Source organism: Sulfitobacter sp. F26204 (assembly GCF_026410305.1).
Classification (GTDB): domain Bacteria; phylum Pseudomonadota; class Alphaproteobacteria; order Rhodobacterales; family Rhodobacteraceae; genus Sulfitobacter.
Genome location: NZ_JAPMLQ010000006.1, coordinates 203456 through 220009, shown reverse-complemented (window position 1 = coordinate 220009; position 16554 = coordinate 203456). Strand labels below are relative to the sequence as shown.

17 protein-coding genes and 1 tRNA gene are annotated in these 16554 nt (G+C 58.2%); 10 read left to right on the top strand and 8 right to left on the bottom strand.

From position 1 onward, the window contains the following. Positions 1–2: 2 nt before the first annotated feature. The 3 genes from hisA to OS190_RS15115 all read left to right on the top strand — a co-directional run bounded on the left by hisA (position 3) and on the right by OS190_RS15115 (position 1854). Positions 3–722, top strand: coding sequence for a 1-(5-phosphoribosyl)-5-[(5-phosphoribosylamino)methylideneamino]imidazole-4-carboxamide isomerase (gene hisA / locus OS190_RS15125; protein ID WP_267159552.1), 720 nt, complete (start codon positions 3–5; stop codon positions 720–722). Positions 723–790: 68 nt separating this feature from the next. Then, entirely contained in the window at positions 791–1552 is a 762-nt protein-coding gene (gene hisF / locus OS190_RS15120) for an imidazole glycerol phosphate synthase subunit HisF (RefSeq protein ID WP_267159551.1), read from the top strand. After that, entirely contained in the window at positions 1549–1854 is a 306-nt protein-coding gene (locus OS190_RS15115; protein WP_267159550.1) for a phosphoribosyl-ATP diphosphatase, read from the top strand. Before hisF ends, OS190_RS15115 begins: the two co-directional genes overlap by 4 nt. Before the next feature lie 105 nt (positions 1855–1959). Here OS190_RS15115 and OS190_RS15110 read toward each other — a convergent pair whose 3' ends face one another. Then, positions 1960–2427 carry a CoA-binding protein gene (locus OS190_RS15110; RefSeq protein WP_267159549.1) on the bottom strand — a complete coding sequence of 156 codons (468 nt, stop codon included), beginning with the start codon at positions 2425–2427 and terminating at the stop codon, positions 1960–1962. Between the two features lie 273 nt (positions 2428–2700). Further along, positions 2701–3477 carry a 23S rRNA (guanosine(2251)-2'-O)-methyltransferase RlmB gene (gene rlmB / locus OS190_RS15105; protein ID WP_267159548.1) on the bottom strand — a complete coding sequence of 259 codons (777 nt, stop codon included), beginning with the start codon at positions 3475–3477 and terminating at the stop codon, positions 2701–2703. Positions 3478–3614: 137 nt separating this feature from the next. Between rlmB and OS190_RS15100 the strand changes: the two genes are divergently transcribed. Both OS190_RS15100 and OS190_RS15095 read left to right on the top strand, forming a co-directional pair. Next, positions 3615–3698 (top strand) — tRNA-Tyr (locus OS190_RS15100). Between the two features lie 267 nt (positions 3699–3965). Continuing rightward, entirely contained in the window at positions 3966–4172 is a 207-nt protein-coding gene (locus OS190_RS15095; RefSeq protein WP_267159547.1) for a GDCCVxC domain-containing (seleno)protein, read from the top strand. 18 nt (positions 4173–4190) lie between these two features. Here the strand turns inward: OS190_RS15095 and OS190_RS15090 are convergent, their stop codons facing one another. The 5 genes from OS190_RS15090 to OS190_RS15070 form a co-directional block, all read right to left on the bottom strand. Then, a complete protein-coding gene (locus OS190_RS15090; RefSeq protein WP_267159586.1) occupies positions 4191–4586 on the bottom strand; it encodes a c-type cytochrome in 396 nt (131 codons plus the stop codon). Between the two features lie 68 nt (positions 4587–4654). Continuing rightward, on the bottom strand, positions 4655–5503 hold the full coding sequence (locus OS190_RS15085; protein WP_267159546.1) for a CopD family protein: 849 nt from the start codon (positions 5501–5503) through the stop codon (positions 4655–4657). Positions 5504–5505: 2 nt separating this feature from the next. Next, positions 5506–5847 carry a copper resistance CopC family protein gene (locus tag OS190_RS15080; RefSeq protein ID WP_267159545.1) on the bottom strand — a complete coding sequence of 114 codons (342 nt, stop codon included), beginning with the start codon at positions 5845–5847 and terminating at the stop codon, positions 5506–5508. Positions 5848–5879: 32 nt separating this feature from the next. Then, complete coding sequence (locus OS190_RS15075; RefSeq protein WP_267159544.1) at positions 5880–6314, bottom strand: c-type cytochrome; 435 nt, start codon at positions 6312–6314, stop codon at positions 5880–5882. 73 nt (positions 6315–6387) lie between these two features. Continuing rightward, positions 6388–7137, bottom strand: coding sequence for a glutaredoxin family protein (locus OS190_RS15070; protein WP_267159543.1), 750 nt, complete (start codon positions 7135–7137; stop codon positions 6388–6390). Between the two features lie 415 nt (positions 7138–7552). Here OS190_RS15070 and OS190_RS15065 point away from each other — a divergent pair, with 415 nt between their 5' ends. The 3 genes from OS190_RS15065 (at position 7553) to OS190_RS15055 (ending at position 12662) form a co-directional block, all read left to right on the top strand. After that, positions 7553–8569 carry a GT-B fold glycosyltransferase domain-containing protein gene (locus tag OS190_RS15065; protein WP_267159542.1) on the top strand — a complete coding sequence of 339 codons (1017 nt, stop codon included), beginning with the start codon at positions 7553–7555 and terminating at the stop codon, positions 8567–8569. 141 nt (positions 8570–8710) lie between these two features. Beyond that, a complete protein-coding gene (locus tag OS190_RS15060) occupies positions 8711–10000 on the top strand; it encodes an O-acetylhomoserine aminocarboxypropyltransferase/cysteine synthase family protein (RefSeq protein ID WP_267159541.1) in 1290 nt (429 codons plus the stop codon). 157 nt (positions 10001–10157) lie between these two features. Continuing rightward, a complete protein-coding gene (locus OS190_RS15055) occupies positions 10158–12662 on the top strand; it encodes a hypothetical protein (RefSeq protein ID WP_267159540.1) in 2505 nt (834 codons plus the stop codon). A 193-nt stretch (positions 12663–12855) separates the two neighbouring features. Here OS190_RS15055 and hppD read toward each other — a convergent pair whose 3' ends face one another. After that, on the bottom strand, positions 12856–13953 hold the full coding sequence (hppD, locus tag OS190_RS15050) for a 4-hydroxyphenylpyruvate dioxygenase (RefSeq protein ID WP_267159539.1): 1098 nt from the start codon (positions 13951–13953) through the stop codon (positions 12856–12858). Between the two features lie 143 nt (positions 13954–14096). Here hppD and OS190_RS15045 point away from each other — a divergent pair, with 143 nt between their 5' ends. After that, positions 14097–14555: an Lrp/AsnC family transcriptional regulator gene (locus OS190_RS15045; protein ID WP_267159538.1), complete on the top strand. Its 459-nt coding sequence runs from the start codon at positions 14097–14099 to the stop codon at positions 14553–14555. 43 nt (positions 14556–14598) lie between these two features. Further along, positions 14599–16515, top strand: a complete 1917-nt coding sequence (locus OS190_RS15040) for a cation:proton antiporter domain-containing protein (RefSeq protein ID WP_267159537.1) — start codon at positions 14599–14601, stop codon at positions 16513–16515. Positions 16516–16554: the final 39 nt, after the last annotated feature.

Here is a 16554-nt window from a genome sequence, read left to right as displayed (position 1 = left end):
ACATGATCCTCTATCCTGCTATCGATCTCAAAGACGGCCAGGCCGTGCGCCTTGTGCATGGCGATATGGACCGCTCGACAGTTTTCAATGACGATCCCGCGGCCCAGGCCCTGGCTTTTGTGCACGCGGGATGTGAATGGTTGCACCTGGTTGATCTGAACGGCGCCTTCGCCGGCACTCCAGTAAACGCTGCCCCGGTCGAGGCGATCCTCAAAGCCTGCAAGGTACCAGCCCAACTTGGCGGCGGCATCCGCGACATGGCCACAATCGAAGGATGGCTGGACAAGGGTCTTGCCCGTGTAATCCTCGGAACGGTCGCTGTAGAAAACCCCGCTCTGGTGCGCGAGGCCGCCCGCGCCTTCCCCTCTCAGGTCGCTGTGGGGATCGACGCCCGCGAGGGTCGCGTCGCCACCAAGGGCTGGGCCACAGAGACCGATGTGATGGTCACCGATCTTGCCAGATCATTTGAAGACGCCGGCGTGGCCGCGATCATCTATACCGACATCAATCGCGACGGTGCCATGGGCGGGCCCAATATCGACGCCACCGCCGCCCTTGCCCGTGCCGTCGACATCCCGGTAATTGCCTCTGGCGGCGTCTCTTCGCTCTGCGATCTCATCGCTCTGAAATCCACCGGCGTGATCAGCGGTGCCATCTCTGGACGCGCCCTTTACGACGGTGCCATCGATCTGAAAACAGCACTCGAATCCTTACAGACCTGACTTCATCTTGCCCTTGAACTCAACTGCACAACACCAGCCTCATAGACACTTTCAGATAGAACGCCCACATGCTCAAAACCCGCATCATCCCCTGTCTTGACGTGGCCGACGGCCGCGTTGTCAAAGGCGTGAACTTCGTCGGTCTGCGTGATGCCGGCGACCCGGTGGATGCCGCCATTGCCTATGATGCCGCAGGGGCTGATGAGCTCTGCTTCCTTGACATCCACGCCACACATGAAAATCGCGGCACAATGTTTGATTTGGTGCGCCGCACGGCGGAACATTGCTACATTCCGCTGACCGTCGGCGGCGGGGTCCGCACCGCCGCCGATGTCCGCGCCCTGCTGCTCGCCGGGGCAGACAAGGTCAGCTTCAACTCGGCCGCGGTTGCCGATCCCGATGTCATCGCCACCGCCGCGGACCAGTTCGGCAGCCAATGCATCGTCTGTGCCATCGACGCCAAGACCACAGCCCCCGGAAAATGGGAAATATTCACCCACGGCGGCCGCAGACCCACCAGCATCGACGCGGTTGAATTTGCGCGTACCGTTACGGCCAAAGGGGCCGGAGAAATCCTGCTGACCTCCATGGACCGTGACGGCACGAGGCAGGGTTTCAACCTGCCCCTGACGCGCGCCATCTCGGATGCCGTAAAGGTTCCTGTCATCGCCTCCGGTGGCGTCGGCACATTGGATCATCTGGTCGATGGCGTGACCCTTGGGGGTGCCTCGGCCGTGCTGGCTGCATCCATCTTCCATTTCGGCGAATTCACCATCGCACAGGCCAAGGCGCATATGCAAGCCGCCGGCATCCCGATGAGGCTGACATGACCCTGAACGACCTCTACGCAACGATTCTCTCACGCAAAAGCAGCGACCCCGACAGCAGCTGGACAGCGCAACTGCTCGCAAAAGGCCCCGAAAAATGTGCCGAAAAATTCGGTGAGGAAGCGATAGAAGCCATCATCGAGGCCGTCAGGGACGACAAAACAGCCCTGACATCAGAAGCCGCCGATGTGCTCTACCACCTTCTGGTGATGCTCGCCGCCCGCGATGTGCCCTTCACCGATGTGCTGGATGAACTCGCCCGTCGCCAGTCGCAATCCGGCCTCACCGAAAAGGCCAATCGCTGACCTTGGCCTGTCTCTTTTTGGCCGTAAAAACCGCGGGGAGTCGCGCTTGCGCGACGGGGCAGAGCCCCCAAACAGATCACGTCGCGCGCCAGCGCGGCCTTTGATTCACAATTTGCTTGAAATCACACCTGTTGCAAAGCCGCCCTTGCGCAGCTCGCCAAACAAACGCTGGTATTCAATTTTCGGACAGCGGTCCTGGATCACGGTGACCCCTCGCGCCTCGGCTTTCTCTGCCGCCGCGGCGTGTTCCACACCAATCTGCATCCAGATCGTTTGCAGCGTGGGAAAGGCAGCCAAAGCCTCTTCGACGATCTCGGGGACCGCATCGGAGCGGCGGAAGATATCGACCATATCTACCTCGCCTTCAATATCACTCAGTGCTGCAACAACGGGCTTTCCGAACAACACTTCGCCCGCATAGACCGGGTTGACCGGCACGATGTCAAAGCCGCGCAATTCCAGATAGCGTGCAACAAAATAGCTTGCGCGCACGGGGTTCTTCGACAGGCCGACCATCGCCACACGTTTGGTGCGCAACAAGACATCGCGCAATAGGGCATCCGAATATTCCATATTTTCATCCTACCCTGGGCCGGGTCCGAAAAAAAGCGCCCTCGAAACAGGGCCGAGGGCGCGAAAGTGTGGAACGAGGGACAGTTAAGGACATACAGGTGTTCCAGACCCGTGCGTCTTGAGACAGAGATAGGATGCGCCCCTGTCTCGAAAAAGGGGTATCGCGACACCGTGAACAAATACTTTATTGCATCGGCGAAACCTTGCCTAAAAGACCTCCGCCGGTCACCGCTGTCGGCTCTGCAGCACAAACCCGATTGCCCGGAGCCAGCCTCAGGCCTCGGGCCGCGAGGCATACAGCGCAATTGCAGCCGCATTTGACACGTTGAGAGACCCAAACGCCCCGCGCGCGTCAATCCGCACCAGGGCATCGACGGTATCGCGGGTCTTTTCGCGCAGCCCCGGTCCTTCTGCCCCCAACACCAATGCGACCGGCCGGTGGCGCTTGCCTTCAACCGCGGCCTCAATGCTCTGTTCTGCCGCGCCGTCCAGTCCCAGCACCAGATACCCCATGTTCTGCAATGCACGGATCGCATCCGCCAGGTTACGCACCCTGAGATAGGGCTGACGTTCCAGCGCACCCGAGGCGGTCTTGGCCAATGCTCCGGTCTCCGGTGCCGAATGGTGCCGCGTGCCGATCACCGCCGAGGCCCCCAGCACCTCCGCAGAGCGCAGGATCGCGCCGACGTTATGGGGATCCGTCACCCGGTCCAACAGCATCACACGCGGCGCGGCATCACTGATACATACATCCTCAAGTCGCCCCCAGTTCAGCGGTTTCACCTCCAGAACCGCACCCTGATGTACCGACCCTTGATCCAGCGGCGGCCTGAACTTGCGCGGATCCACCACCTCGGGTGTGATTCCCGCCAGGTCGATCGCTTCGTCGAGCTTGGCGCGGGCATTCGGGGTTACCATCAGGCGCAGTTTTTCGCGCTCCGGATTCATCAATGCATCGCGCACCGCATGCAGCCCGAACAGCCAGACCGTCACATTTGCTTCGGCCTTTTTGTCCTGTTCTTTCTGGACCACCCATTTGGGTTTCTTCATCGTCTTGCCCTCACCTTTGGCCGCCCAAATCAAACCGGCATGATAACGCGACAAACAACAGCCGCATTTTGCCTTGACGCCCCTCAGGGTCGCTTGTAATCACGCCCTCACGTTCAGCGCAATGCGCAGGACAAAGTGGGCGACAGGCCGCAAGGTGTGGCAGGGGACTGTAACTCCCTCGCGGAGACGCACGCCTGGTTCGATTCCAGGGTCGCCCACCACTTTTCCAGGATATTGAATGCAGGCGGCTTTTTCCACGAAAACCACTGCACATCGGCCAAATGCACAATATTTGGGCGGGTTTCGGATTCTGCTCGTCAGTGCGCGGTTGCGTTACCGGAAAAGAGCCTGCACATTTGGTCCTGCCAGCCCTTTTGCTTGCACCAGATCTTACCAGACAGCCGAAGTTTTGTATATTGGTGCAAGTTTGATGGCCTCGGTGGTAGCATTTCTCCGCCATGGGGCGGGCAATTTGACAAGGGCAAAAAATGGTCATTCTCGATTCCACCCTCACCTGTCCCCATTGCGGGCATGTCGAAACCGAATCCATGCCGACCGACGCCTGTCAGTGGTTCTATGAATGCAAGGGCTGTCAAACCGTTCTCAAACCGCTGATCGGAGATTGCTGTGTCTATTGTTCCTACGCCACGGTTCCTTGCCCACCGATTCAGGAAGGCAAATCCTGCTGTGCGTGATCCGGTCAAACCCGCCCCCTAATGTGGCGGATTTCGCTGGTCCTGGGCGTTCTGTTCTGATGCGGACCAGTTCGACCGTATATAGGCAAGAATATTCCATATTTCCGCATCGCTAAGCGTTTCACCAAACGCAGGCATGCCGCTGTTGAAACCAGTTACACCTCGTGCCTCCAGCGCGGTTTTTCCACCCTGCTTGGTATATTCAAACAGCAATGCGTTATCGTGGTGCCATGTGTGGCCGGTGCCGTCATGCGGTGGGGCGGGCAGCCGACCATCAGCATCGGGCGACCGCCAGTTCGGCTGCCCCTCAAGGTTTGCCCCGTGGCAGGATGCGCAATGATCGCCATAAAGGCTTTGACCGGCGAGGATGTCGCGTTGCGCCCAGTCGTGATCCGCAACCGCTGCAGGCACCATTGGTATCAGCGGCGGGAATATCATGACCACGGCCAAAACCCGAAAATCCAGTCTGCTCATAAACTCCCTCACGTCGGTAATGTCAGTATTGAGGTCAGAACGGCCGTTGTTCCCAGAATAACAAGGACAAGCAGCCATTCGGCGGTAATGGCGCTGACTAGATGGCCCGCCGCGGCCGGATCTCCGGCCCGCAAGGCAGGGATGAACCGCATCTTGTTGCCTGCAGCCAGGCCAAGAAGCCCGCCAACCAACAGAATCTTGATGATCAAGGCCTGGCCATATCCTGTACCCGTCAGGGCCGCGAAAGATCCGACAAGCTGATACCCCATATATCCCCCCACTATGATCAACACCGGCACGGTGAAGGAAGCGACAACACCAAACCGCTGCCCCAGATCAGCAGCCGCAGCATGGGTTTCGGGCGACGCGGCCATGCGTTTCAAAGGAGACAGAACCCCGATCCAAAGCGCAACGGCCAGCAGATGCAGGGTCAAGGCGGCATCGAGCAATGTCGTGTCGCGCCCGGACACATGTCCCACATGATCAAAAGACCAGAGCGCGATCAGTCCACCAGCCAGGGAAACCCATATGCCCCAGCGCCAAAGAAACAATCCCAGAATCACGAGACCCAGCCCGCCCAAACGCAACAGCAAAGCCGTGCCAACAGCGGTGTTCCACAACAGGCCCAGCATTTCAGGATCGCTCATGCCCCTCAGATCACCGGTCAGGTTTGCACCGCGCAGCATAAATCCAAGGATCGTCGCACCCAATCCAAGCAGGGCGAACAACAGGATAAAACCATCCATGCGCTCCAGACGGAACAGCAACGTTGCCATGATGTTACCAACCGATGTCATGACGCCCAGGTAAAGCGCAAACTTGGTGGCGATTGCCGCCAACTCGAACAGATCCGGCATGGTTATTCGACGGTAAAGCTGAAACTGCCTTTCAGCACATGACCATCCGCGCCAAGACCGCGCCACTCAACCTGATAGGTGCCTGCGCCCATGTCCTGCACCGGCAGTGCAAATTCCTGTGCAAAAGTCGTCTGCTGACCCAGGTCCATATCCACCTGCTCTGCGCCGGCTTGGCTGATCGAAACCCGTGTCAGGCGAATCTCGCCTTTGAACGTCAACAGCACCTCAGCTGGCATCTCTGCAATAACGGCGTCATGTGCGGGGGTCGTTGCGTCGAGGGGCGAATGCGCCATCGCGGCCGTGGCCCAGATCCCGACCATGGCAGCGCGTAGAAAATGCTTCATCTGTTTCCCAGTCCTTGTTTTCCTGTCAGGGCTCAATTGATCCCGTTGGTGCGCTGCAATGCGCGGATGTAGGCCGTGATCTTCGCAACATCCGACGACGTTACGCCTGTCACGGGCGGCATATCCCCAAACCGCCAATGATGTGCACGCACTCCCAAAGCCGCGGCCCGTTGAAAGGATTCGTCACCGTGATGACCCGGTTCATATATGATATGAACCAGCGGAGGGGCCACCCCATCCCGCCCAGCCGCATTGCGCCCGTGACAGGCCGCACATTTTGCATCAAACCCACGCTTCCCGAGCTGCGCCTCGGGCGACAAGCTTTCAGGCAGCAGGACATTGACCAGGGCGCCCGCCTCAAGAACGGGTTGGCTTTGCTCTGCGCTTCGTTGCCAAACAGCCGACCACAGAACGTAGCCCAATCCGACAGCAATCAGCGTGGCGGCAATAACGGTGGTCGGTTTCATAAAAGCACTAAGCCCATCTTGTTTTTTGCTAGCGCTAAGCCTTCCAGCGGGTGGAGGGTCAAACCCTTTTTCATCACAGTTTCGAGAGCATCCAGACCGCCATGCCAAGCATCATCAGGTTTTCGGTGAGTGACACAAATCCCAGTGGCACCCTGCTGTCGCCGCCCGCACAGGCACATTTGAGTTCACGCTTGTCGATGTAAACCGCCTTGAACACGCTGATCGCACCGATACTGGCGATGAACAGGGCTGCCGGGGCGGAAAGCCATGTCAACACCCCCGCCATCATGAGCAGGCCGGCCCCGGTCTCGACGAAAGGATAGACATATCCGTAACGGACCCAGCGCTGTGCCAATAGGTCATAGTTCAGGAACATCGTAGAAAACTGTTCAATGTTTTGCAGCTTTTGCAGCCCCAACAGGACCATGGCAATCGCGATGAACCATTCAATGGTTCGCCCGGCGAACACAGTGCCAGTGGCGGCCCAACTCACCGCCAAAGCGAGCAGCGCAGCAACCGTGAAAATCGCGATGACGGGCTGATAAGATGTCGCATCTTCATCTTCCGGCGTCTTGCCAAAGAAAACCTCGAGGTCATCATATCCCCCGATCCTTTCACCACCGATAAAGGTTTGCGGCGTCGTCTTGACCCCGTGTTCATCCTTGAACGCATCTGTTTGTGCGCGTGTCGTCAGGTGATGGTCATCGACACGATACCCCTGTCGCTCAAGAAGATCTTTTGATTTCAATCCGTAAGGGCAGATGTGATCGGACATCACCATGCGGTAAAGCCTCGCCGTGGGGGGTGTGCTGTCTTTTACCATTTTACAGGCTCCTTCTTTTAGGGCGTCATCTGGGCAGGCACGCATTCATGCCTTGTCAGCCTGCCCCTTCCAGCGGCGGGAAGGTCAAGCAACATCTCGTTTAACATCGACAACCCATTTGAAATCAGGTGCTCCCTCCTGTTCCCTCTGATGCCACTGCAGTCTGTGCTACACATAGGGCCGTGCCCCCCGGTGTCACGCCAGATTTTTCACGCCTTTACACACCATGGGGCCTCGCTTGCCAGAACATTCAGGATCGGTGCCACTTTTGCAGCGGCAAGCGTCGTATCATCCGGCCTTCGCGATGGTCGAGGAAAATTGTTCAAACCGTCCTCGAAATTTTCGATACAAAAGTTATCTTTTGTGCAGGTTCGATTGCGCCTATAGTCCTCGCAAAAAGAGGCGCAGCAATAATATGGCACGTGAACAGGCAAGCCCGAAAACTTCTGATCAGGTTTTCAACGTGGTCATAGTCGGCCAACACGGCCGCCTGGCCTATGAAGCGCTGATTTTTGCGGCCTCGCTGCGCCATTCCAGCCCCGATTTCAAAGGCCGCCTGATTGTCGCCGAACCCCAGGCCGGTGTGCTCTGGAAGAACGACCCGTCGATCAAGAACGCCGACATCAGGGCCGCACTTGAGCTATTGGGCGCAGAAATTATTCCTTTTGAGAACAACCACTTTGGCGAATCTTACCCCTATGGAAACAAGATCGAGATGCTCAAGGTGCTGCCCAAGGGCGAACCCTTTGTGTTCTTTGATACGGATACGCTGATCACCGGTGACCTCGCCACCGTTCCCTTTGATTTCGACCGCCCCAGCGCGTCACTGCGACGTGAGGGCACCTGGCCGACCCCGCAGATCTACGGGCCCGGCTATACAGGTCTCTGGAAGTCGCTGTATGACATGTTTGATCTGGATTTCGACAGCAGCCTCGATCTGAGCCAGCCGGATGAATACTGGCGTCGCTATCTCTATTTCAATGCCGGTTTCTTCTACTATCGGTGTCCTCGTGAATTCGGGGCTAAATTTTTGCATTACGCGCTGGCGATCCGCGATACGCCCCCGGTCGAACTATGTGCGCAAACCTTTGATCCCTGGCTTGATCAGGTCGCCTTGCCTCTGGTGATCCATGCGTTGGGAGGTGGACGTGACACCTTACCTCAAGGCTATCTCGACGGTGATGTCAGTTGCCATTACCGTTTCCTTCCGCTGCTCTATGCCCGCGAAAGCGAGCGTGCGATCGAGGTGCTGGAAACGGTCACCGCCCCCAACAAGCTCAAGAAAGTACTCAAGGGATCAAACGCCATCAAACGCACGGTCTATCAGGGGCGCGGCCACAAGGTGCGGGCGCTTTTCGACCAGAACAATCTACCGAGCCGCGAACAGATGATCCGCAACCGGATCAAGAAAAACGGCTTCTGGATCCGGTAAGGCCTCTTCAGGCGTTGAAACACGAAACATCCGTATTGGTGCAAGGCCTGATTTGTGAACTTCTTCCCTTTGCTTGTGGCTTCTCTTGTGCGCGCAAACCTGATCCCTTAACCATGCGATCATACTCTGGAGGAGAGACACATGACCGATACAACCTACGGCTTTGATACCCTGCAAATTCACGCCGGCGCCCGGCCCGACCCAGCAACCGGCGCACGCCAGACCCCAATTTATCAAACGACGGGCTATGTCTTTCGCGATGCGGATCACGCCGCCGCGCTCTTTAATCTACAAGAAGTCGGTTTCATCTATTCCCGCCTGACCAACCCGACAGTTGCGGTGTTGCAGGAGCGTATTGCCACGCTCGAAGGCGGTGTTGGCGCGGTCTGTTGTTCGTCCGGCCATGCCGCCCAGATCATGGCCCTGTTCCCGTTGATGGGTCCGGGAAAGAACATCATCGCCTCAACACGGCTTTATGGCGGCACGGTCACGCAGTTCGGCCAAACGATCAAACGTTTCGGCTGGGAATGCAAATTCGTCGATTTTGACGATCTGGATGCCGTAAAAGCCGCCGTCGACGACAATACCCGCGCGATTTTTGGCGAAGCCATCGCCAACCCCGGCGGCTATATCATGGATGTACGCGCCATTGCCGACATTGCAGATGCGGCCGAGATTCCATTGATCATCGACAATACTTCCGCCACGCCATACCTGTGTCGCCCGATCGAACTTGGCGCGACACTGGTTGTGCATTCAACCACGAAATACCTGACTGGCAATGGCACGGTCACAGGCGGCTGTGTTGTAGATTCGGGCAAGTTTGACTGGTCTGCAAATGACAAATTTCCCTCTTTCAGCCAGCCGGAACCCGCCTATCACGGGCTGAAATTCCATGAAACCTTCGGCAGTCTCGCCTTTACCTTCCACGGTATCGCCATCGGTCTGCGCGATCTGGGCATGACGATGAACCCGCAGGCGGCCCATTATACACTGATGGGAATCGAAACCCTGTCCCTGCGGATGGAACGGCATGTGGAAAACGCCATGAAGGTGGCGGCATGGCTGGAAAACGATGACCGGATTGAAAAGGTGACTTATGCTGGGCTGAAATCATCTCCCTATTTCGAGCGTGTCGCAAAGGTATGCCCCAAAGGGGCCGGTGCCCTGTTCACGATTTCGGTCAAGGGTGGCTATGAAGCCTGCATCAAACTTGTGAATGCGCTGGAAATCTTCAGCCATGTGGCCAACCTGGGGGACACACGCAGCTTGGTCATCCACTCCGCTTCGACCACGCACCGCCAGCTTTCACCGGAACAGCAAGAAGCCGCCGGGGCCGGGCAAAACGTGGTACGCATTTCCATTGGCACCGAAGATGCAAATGACCTGATTGCGGACCTTGATCAGGCCCTCAACAAAGCCACAAGCTGATCCCGAACGGGGCCAGTTTTGCCCCATCCGGACAGGAACCCGCGCCTGCGGCAGGCACAGACCCGCCGCAGGCCTTTTCATGCATCCTATCACCAGCTATATTTAACTGAAGTGATGGCAAAAAATGCCATCATGCCTTGTGTAAAAGTATATCGTGATGAAGCCCCGTTTCGCCCTTTCCCTTTCCTTTGACGGAATCCGCCTGCTGCATCGCGCTGCGGGAGGATGGCGTGTTGTCGGTGATGTGGCGCTGGACGCCGATGACATGGCTGCAGAATTGGCGGTTCTACGCAAGACCGCCAGCGCCCTTGAACCGGGCAATCTGCGCACCAAGGTGCTGCTGCCTAATGAACAAATCAAATATCTCAGCATCGACACCCCAAACCAGAGCGAGGCAGACCGCAAGGGCGCAGCGCGCGCCGCGCTTGAGGGGGCCACGCCCTATGCAGTGGATGAACTGGCCTTTGACATCAGCGTCGATGCTGACCGGACCCACATCGCCGCGGTCGCCAAGGAAACACTGACAGAAGCCGAATCCTTTGCTCAGGATCATCTGTTTCATCCTGTCAGTTTCGCTGCAATCCCCGGCGACCATCCCTATCTGGGAGAACCCTTTTTCGGTGTGACCACGGTTGCCGCGGATATATTGGACCCTGACGAGACCGTCGAACCTGATGGAATCGCGGTGGTTGTGATCGGAAATATCAACGCGCCTACAGGCCCGGTTGTCGGCCCGGACGAAGAAGCATCAGCGCAGGTCATCCCCTTGCCGGCAGAGGCTGACGAGCCTTCCCCAGATCAGGCAGACAATGAAGATACCGCCGTAACACCGCCCCGCGACGCGGCGCTTGACGAGACAGCGGATGACGCGGCAACGGTTGAGACAGAATTCCAGCAGGTTACACCCCCAACCGAGGAATCCATCAAAGTCAGCCGCGTTCCCGATCCGGTCGCTGTGCTGCCGCCAAAACCCTCTGTAACTGCCACGCCATCGGAAGCGGCCGCGCCACCGGCCGTCGGTTTCGCCAGCCGCCGTGCGCCCGAAAAGACGGCGTTGCCACGCCTCGAAGGGGTGAAGCGTGATCACCTGATTGCGCCGGAAGGGTCGGTGACGGCAGGCCATATCGACATCGAACCCGACACCCCGCCGCCAGCAGCAAAGCCACCGGAGCCATCCGCATCAAAGTCGAAAGCCGGTTTCCTCAGCAGACGCAAGGCCGCGCCGGATGCCACACCACCACCAATCCCGGCCGCACCGCCCGCCCCTGACGTAACCGCCGGCTCAGAAACCGAGCGGATGACCATCTTTGGTGCGCGCAACAAAACGGTCAGGGGGAAACCACGCTTTCTGGGTCTGATCCTGACTGCGGCGTTGCTGGTGTTTCTGGCAGGCATCGCGGCATGGGCCTCTGTGTTTCTGGACGAGGGGATCAGCCTGTCGCGCCTGTTTGGCGACCGCATGCCGCAAACCACGACAGCCGTATTGGAACAGCAGGCCGAAGCAGAGGCCATGGCCGAGGCCGAAGCTGAAGCTGCCGAGGTCAGAACCGTATCACTTGACCCCAGCCTCAGCGCCGAAGATGCGGCAGTGCTGGATGCACTGCGCGATGTAGCGGAACCGCCTTCCCCCCCCGTTCCACCGACCGAGGCACAGATCGAAGCGGCCTATGCGACGACCGGAATCTGGCCACGCGCCCCCCATGTACCACCGGAGCCGGCCGGGCTGATCAACATCGAAGACCTTTACCTGACCAGCATCGACCCTGTCAGCACCACCACAGACGCTGTGGCCCTGCCGGAAATGGCCAGCTTTGGCACCGACATACCCTTGCCTGCCTTATCTTCACCAGCAGCTGCAGGCACCGCTTTTGCATTGGATGCCGAGGGGTTGGTTATCCCGACAGCAAGCGGCGCGCTCAGTCCAGACGGGTTTACCGTTTATCTTGGCCCGCCACCCCGCGTACCCCCGATCACCCCAACCCGGCTGCAGAGCGAGCCTGAGGATACGTCAATTCGCAGCGCCCTTGCCGCTGCGCGCCCGCGCCCGCGCCCCAATGATCTGGTTGAAAACACCGAACGTGCGCAGCTTGACGGGCTGACGCGGCGCGAGTTGGCAGGTTATCGCCCTTCCCTGCGTCCAGCATCACTACAACAACGCGCTGCAATCGCCGGCCCCGCCCAAGAGGAGCCCGACACCACTCCGATCAGCACGGACGAGGCCGTGGCCGCCGCCCTTGCCGCGGCGACGCCGATCGAAAATGCGACGAAACTTGCTGTACGCGCCTCGGTGCGCCCGGACGGGCGGCCACGTAATTTCAGCCGCATCGTCAAACGCGCTCAGAAAACCGCCCCTGAGGCACCTGTACGCGTCGCCAGCAGTGCGGCAATCGCACCCCGCAGCGTTACGCCCAAAATCCCATCAAGTGCCTCGGTCTCGCGTCAGGCGACGGTGAAAAACGCACTGAACCTGCGCAAGGTCAATCTGATCGGTGTTTACGGCAAACCCTCAAGCCGGCGTGCCCTGGTCCGGTTGGGCAACGGCCGCTACAAGAAGGTTGTTGTGGGCGACCGCATCGACGGCGGGCGCGTGTCTGCCATTGGTGAGAATGAATTGCGCTATAACAAGCGGGGCCGGGATCTGGTTTTGAAGATGCCCCGTTGAGGCGCAAAACAGCGGGTCCTGAGCATGGATTTCAGTGGATTTGCGATCTTGGCCAGCCCTGCATATAACAGCGAATGCGCCAACCGCTGCTGCTGTTGTGCACGGTATATAAGGCCAAAAAGAAAGGGGCTGCGGGCGTCAGAAAATGTTCCAGCGCCCGCGCCTTTAGCAAGGTCAGAAAAGTCATCCTTTCTCAGGAAGCGTCCTGCAGTTCACCATTGTCGATCTGTTCCTGTTCGATGCTTTCGAACAAAGCCTTGAAGTTACCTTCCCCAAAACCATCATCCCCCTTGCGTTGAATGAATTCGAAAAAGATCGGCCCAATCACGGTTTTCGAGAAGATCTGCAGCAGGATGCGGGTTTCGCCACCATCGACGACACCCTCGCCGTCGATGAGGATGCCATGCTTTCGCATTCTGTCCAGCGGCTCTTCATGGTCCTTCACGCGGGTTTTGCTGAGGTCGTAATAAACCGCAGGCGGACCGGGCATGAACTTGATCCCCTTGTCGGCAATTTCATCCGTCGCCTCATAAATATCACGCGCACCAACGGCGATGTGCTGAATGCCTTCACCATTGTACTTCTTGAGGTAGGCGACGATCTGGCCTTTCTCATCACGGTCTTCGTTGATCGGGATGCGAATACGCCCACAGGGCGACGTCAGGGCGCGGCTGGTCAGGCCGGTAAACTTGCCTTCGATGTCAAAGAACCGGATCTCGCGGAAATTGAACAGGTCGCCATAGAAACGGAACCAGATATCCATATTGCCCTTGAAGACATTGTGGGTGAGATGGTCGAGATAATAAAATCCCACACCATCCGGCTTGGACTGGGCAATCCAGTCATATTCGTGATTATAGGGCGAGGTATCGTAATATTGATCGACGAAATAGATCAGCGACCCTCCGATCCCCATGATCGCCGGCACATCCAGAATTTTGCCGGGGCCGGTATATTCCTCTGCCCCCTTCGCGACGGCATGGGCCAGCGCCGCCTGTGCATCGACAACGCGCCAGCCCATCGAGGGCGCACAGGGACCATGTTCGGCAACGAATTTCGCTGCAAAACTATCAGGTTCGGCGTTCAGCACATAGGTGATGTCACCCTGCTGCCACAGCTCGACCTGCTGGGTCTTGTGGTTGGCCACATGGGTATAGCCCATCCGCGCGAACAGATCGCGCAGGTCCTCTGGATCCGGACTGGCGAATTCAACGAACTCAAAACCGTCCGTGCCCGCGGGGTTGTCTGGCGAAATTACGGATTTCGGTGCGTCATGTGGAAAAGGGCCCATTCAAGTCTCCTGAGTGTCGGGATATGGTTCCTACCCAGTCTATGCGCGGATCGCCGCTAATTTCGCGCATTATGTGGCTTTGATCTGGTGCTTTCAGAGGGTTTCCCGCATAATTCGGCAAGTTTACGCGAGAAACCCGCACCATGATCGACGAAGTAGATGCCCGGCTGCTTGCCGCTGTGCAGAAGGATGCCCATTTGACCGCGCAGGAACTGGGCGAGCGTTTGCACCTGTCCGCCTCCCAGGCCGGGCGACGCCGCCAAAGACTGGAGGCCGAAGGCTATATCCAAGGCTACACAGCCTGCCTTGACCCCTTGCGTCTGGGATTGAATGTACAGGGATTCGTTCAGGTCCATCTAAGCACTCATGGCCCGGAACATTCGCGCAGTTTTGGACTCTTGCTGGCCTCGCGTGCCGAAATCGTGAGCGCCTGGACGATGACAGGTGATGCAGATTACCTTTTACGGGTCTATTGTGCAGATCTGCCTGGTCTGAACCGGCTGATTCACGAGGTTCTGCTGCCCCACCCTGCGGTTTCACGGGTTCACAGCCAGATTGTAATGGACCAGCCGAAACGCGACGGGCCGCTGCCAACCCAATAAACCCGACCGAACGACGACCACCTGATCCCCTGAAAGGACCACCATGGAAGGCTTCCTGTTCCAAGCGACCATATATCTTGCTGCCGCGGTCTTTGCGGTGCCCATCGCCTCGCGGCTGGGGCTGGGCTCTGTGCTGGGCTATCTTGCGGCAGGAATCCTGATCGGACCGGTCTTGGGATTGGTCGGTTCGGAAACCAAGGATGTGCAGCACTTTGCCGAATTCGGCGTGGTGATGATGTTGTTCCTGATCGGACTCGAACTTGAACCCCGCGCCCTGTGGGACATGCGCCACCGGTTGTTGGGGATGGGCGGTCTGCAGATCGGCGTGACCACCGCTGCACTTATGAGCGTGGCCATGGCCTATGGCCAGCCATGGAACGTCGCACTTGCCATCGGTGTGACGCTGGCATTGTCCTCTACCGCGATCGTGCTGCAAACCCTGTCCGAAAAAAATCTGATGCAAACCAGCGGCGGACGGTCGGTCTTTTCGGTGCTGCTAACGCAGGATATTGCGGTCATTCCGATCCTGGCCTTCCTGCCGCTTCTGGCCCTTTCGACGGTCACCGGCATGATGCCGGACGGGTCCATCTCGCTCAGCAGTGAGGAAGTCGACGCCGCCCATAAGGCCGTTGATGACCACCACGGCCCCGCCGCCGCTGAAGCCGCTTTCGACTTTGTTCAGAACCTGCCGGGCTGGGGTGTCACCCTGGTCACGATCGGTGCCATTGCGGGCATCATTATTGTCGGTGTGTTTTTCACACGGCCGGTGTTTCGCTTTATTCACGCCGCCAAGCTGCGCGAGATGTATACCGCCCTGGCCTTGTTGATTGTCACGGGCATTTCCTTTCTGATGATGCTTGTGGGTCTTTCGCCTGCACTTGGGGCCTTTCTCGCCGGTGTGGTGCTGGCCAGTTCCGAATTCCGTCATGAGCTTGAAACCGACCTCGAACCCTTCAAAGGACTGCTTTTGGGGCTGTTCTTCATCACCGTCGGGGCCGGCGTCAACTTTGAATTACTGTTCGCGGATACGGTGATCATTCTGGGAATGGCGCTCATGGTGATCATTGTGAAAGGTTTGATTCTCTTTGCATTGGGACGCATTTTCAAACTGCGCGGGCGTGACCAATGGCTGTTTGCACTGGGCCTTGCCCAAGCAGGTGAATTCGGCTTTGTGCTGGTCAGCTTTTCCGTCACCACTGGCGTCATGCCGGTGGTGGTTGCCGAAACCCTGTTGCTTGTCATTGCCCTGTCGATGCTCATTACACCGCTGTTGTTCATCCTGCACGATGTGATCACCAAACGCATGGACGACGCCGGTGGACCTGTCATTCCCGATGACATCGACACCGAAGGTCCGGTTCTGATTGCCGGAATCGGGCGCTTTGGCCAGATCGTAAACCGTCTGGTGCAGGCCAGCGGCTTTCAAACCGTCGTGCTGGATCACAATCCCGAAACCATTGCGGTCATGCGCCGTTTCGGGTTCAAGGCCTATCTGGGGGATCCCACCCGCCCGGACATCCTGCGCAAGGCCGGGCTCAAGAATGCGCGGGTTCTGGTGGTCGCCCTGGATGATCCCAAGGCGGCATTAACCCTGATCACCTATGCCCGCAAAGAACGCCCCGATCTGCATATCATTACCCGCGCCCGGGACCGCACAGAGGTCTACCGCCAGTATCAAGCCGGCGCGAACGACATCGTGCGCGAAATGTTCGACGGCTCCTTGCGGGCAGGACGGTATGTGCTGGAAAACATGGGCCTGTCCGAGTTCGAGGCCCATGAGGCAGAGCGCATGTTCTATAGTCATGACCGCATGTCCGTGCGCGAGCTGGCCTCACTCTGGCGGGCAGATGTGGCACCTTCCGCCAACAAGGAATATGTCGCCCGCGCCAAGGAACTCCAGAAGGACCTGGAAACAGCCTTTCTGAACCGCAATGACGATGTTGAAAGGAAAAGCGCCTGAGCCTTTGACCATTTCGCTTGGGCCCTGCTGGCGGCCTGA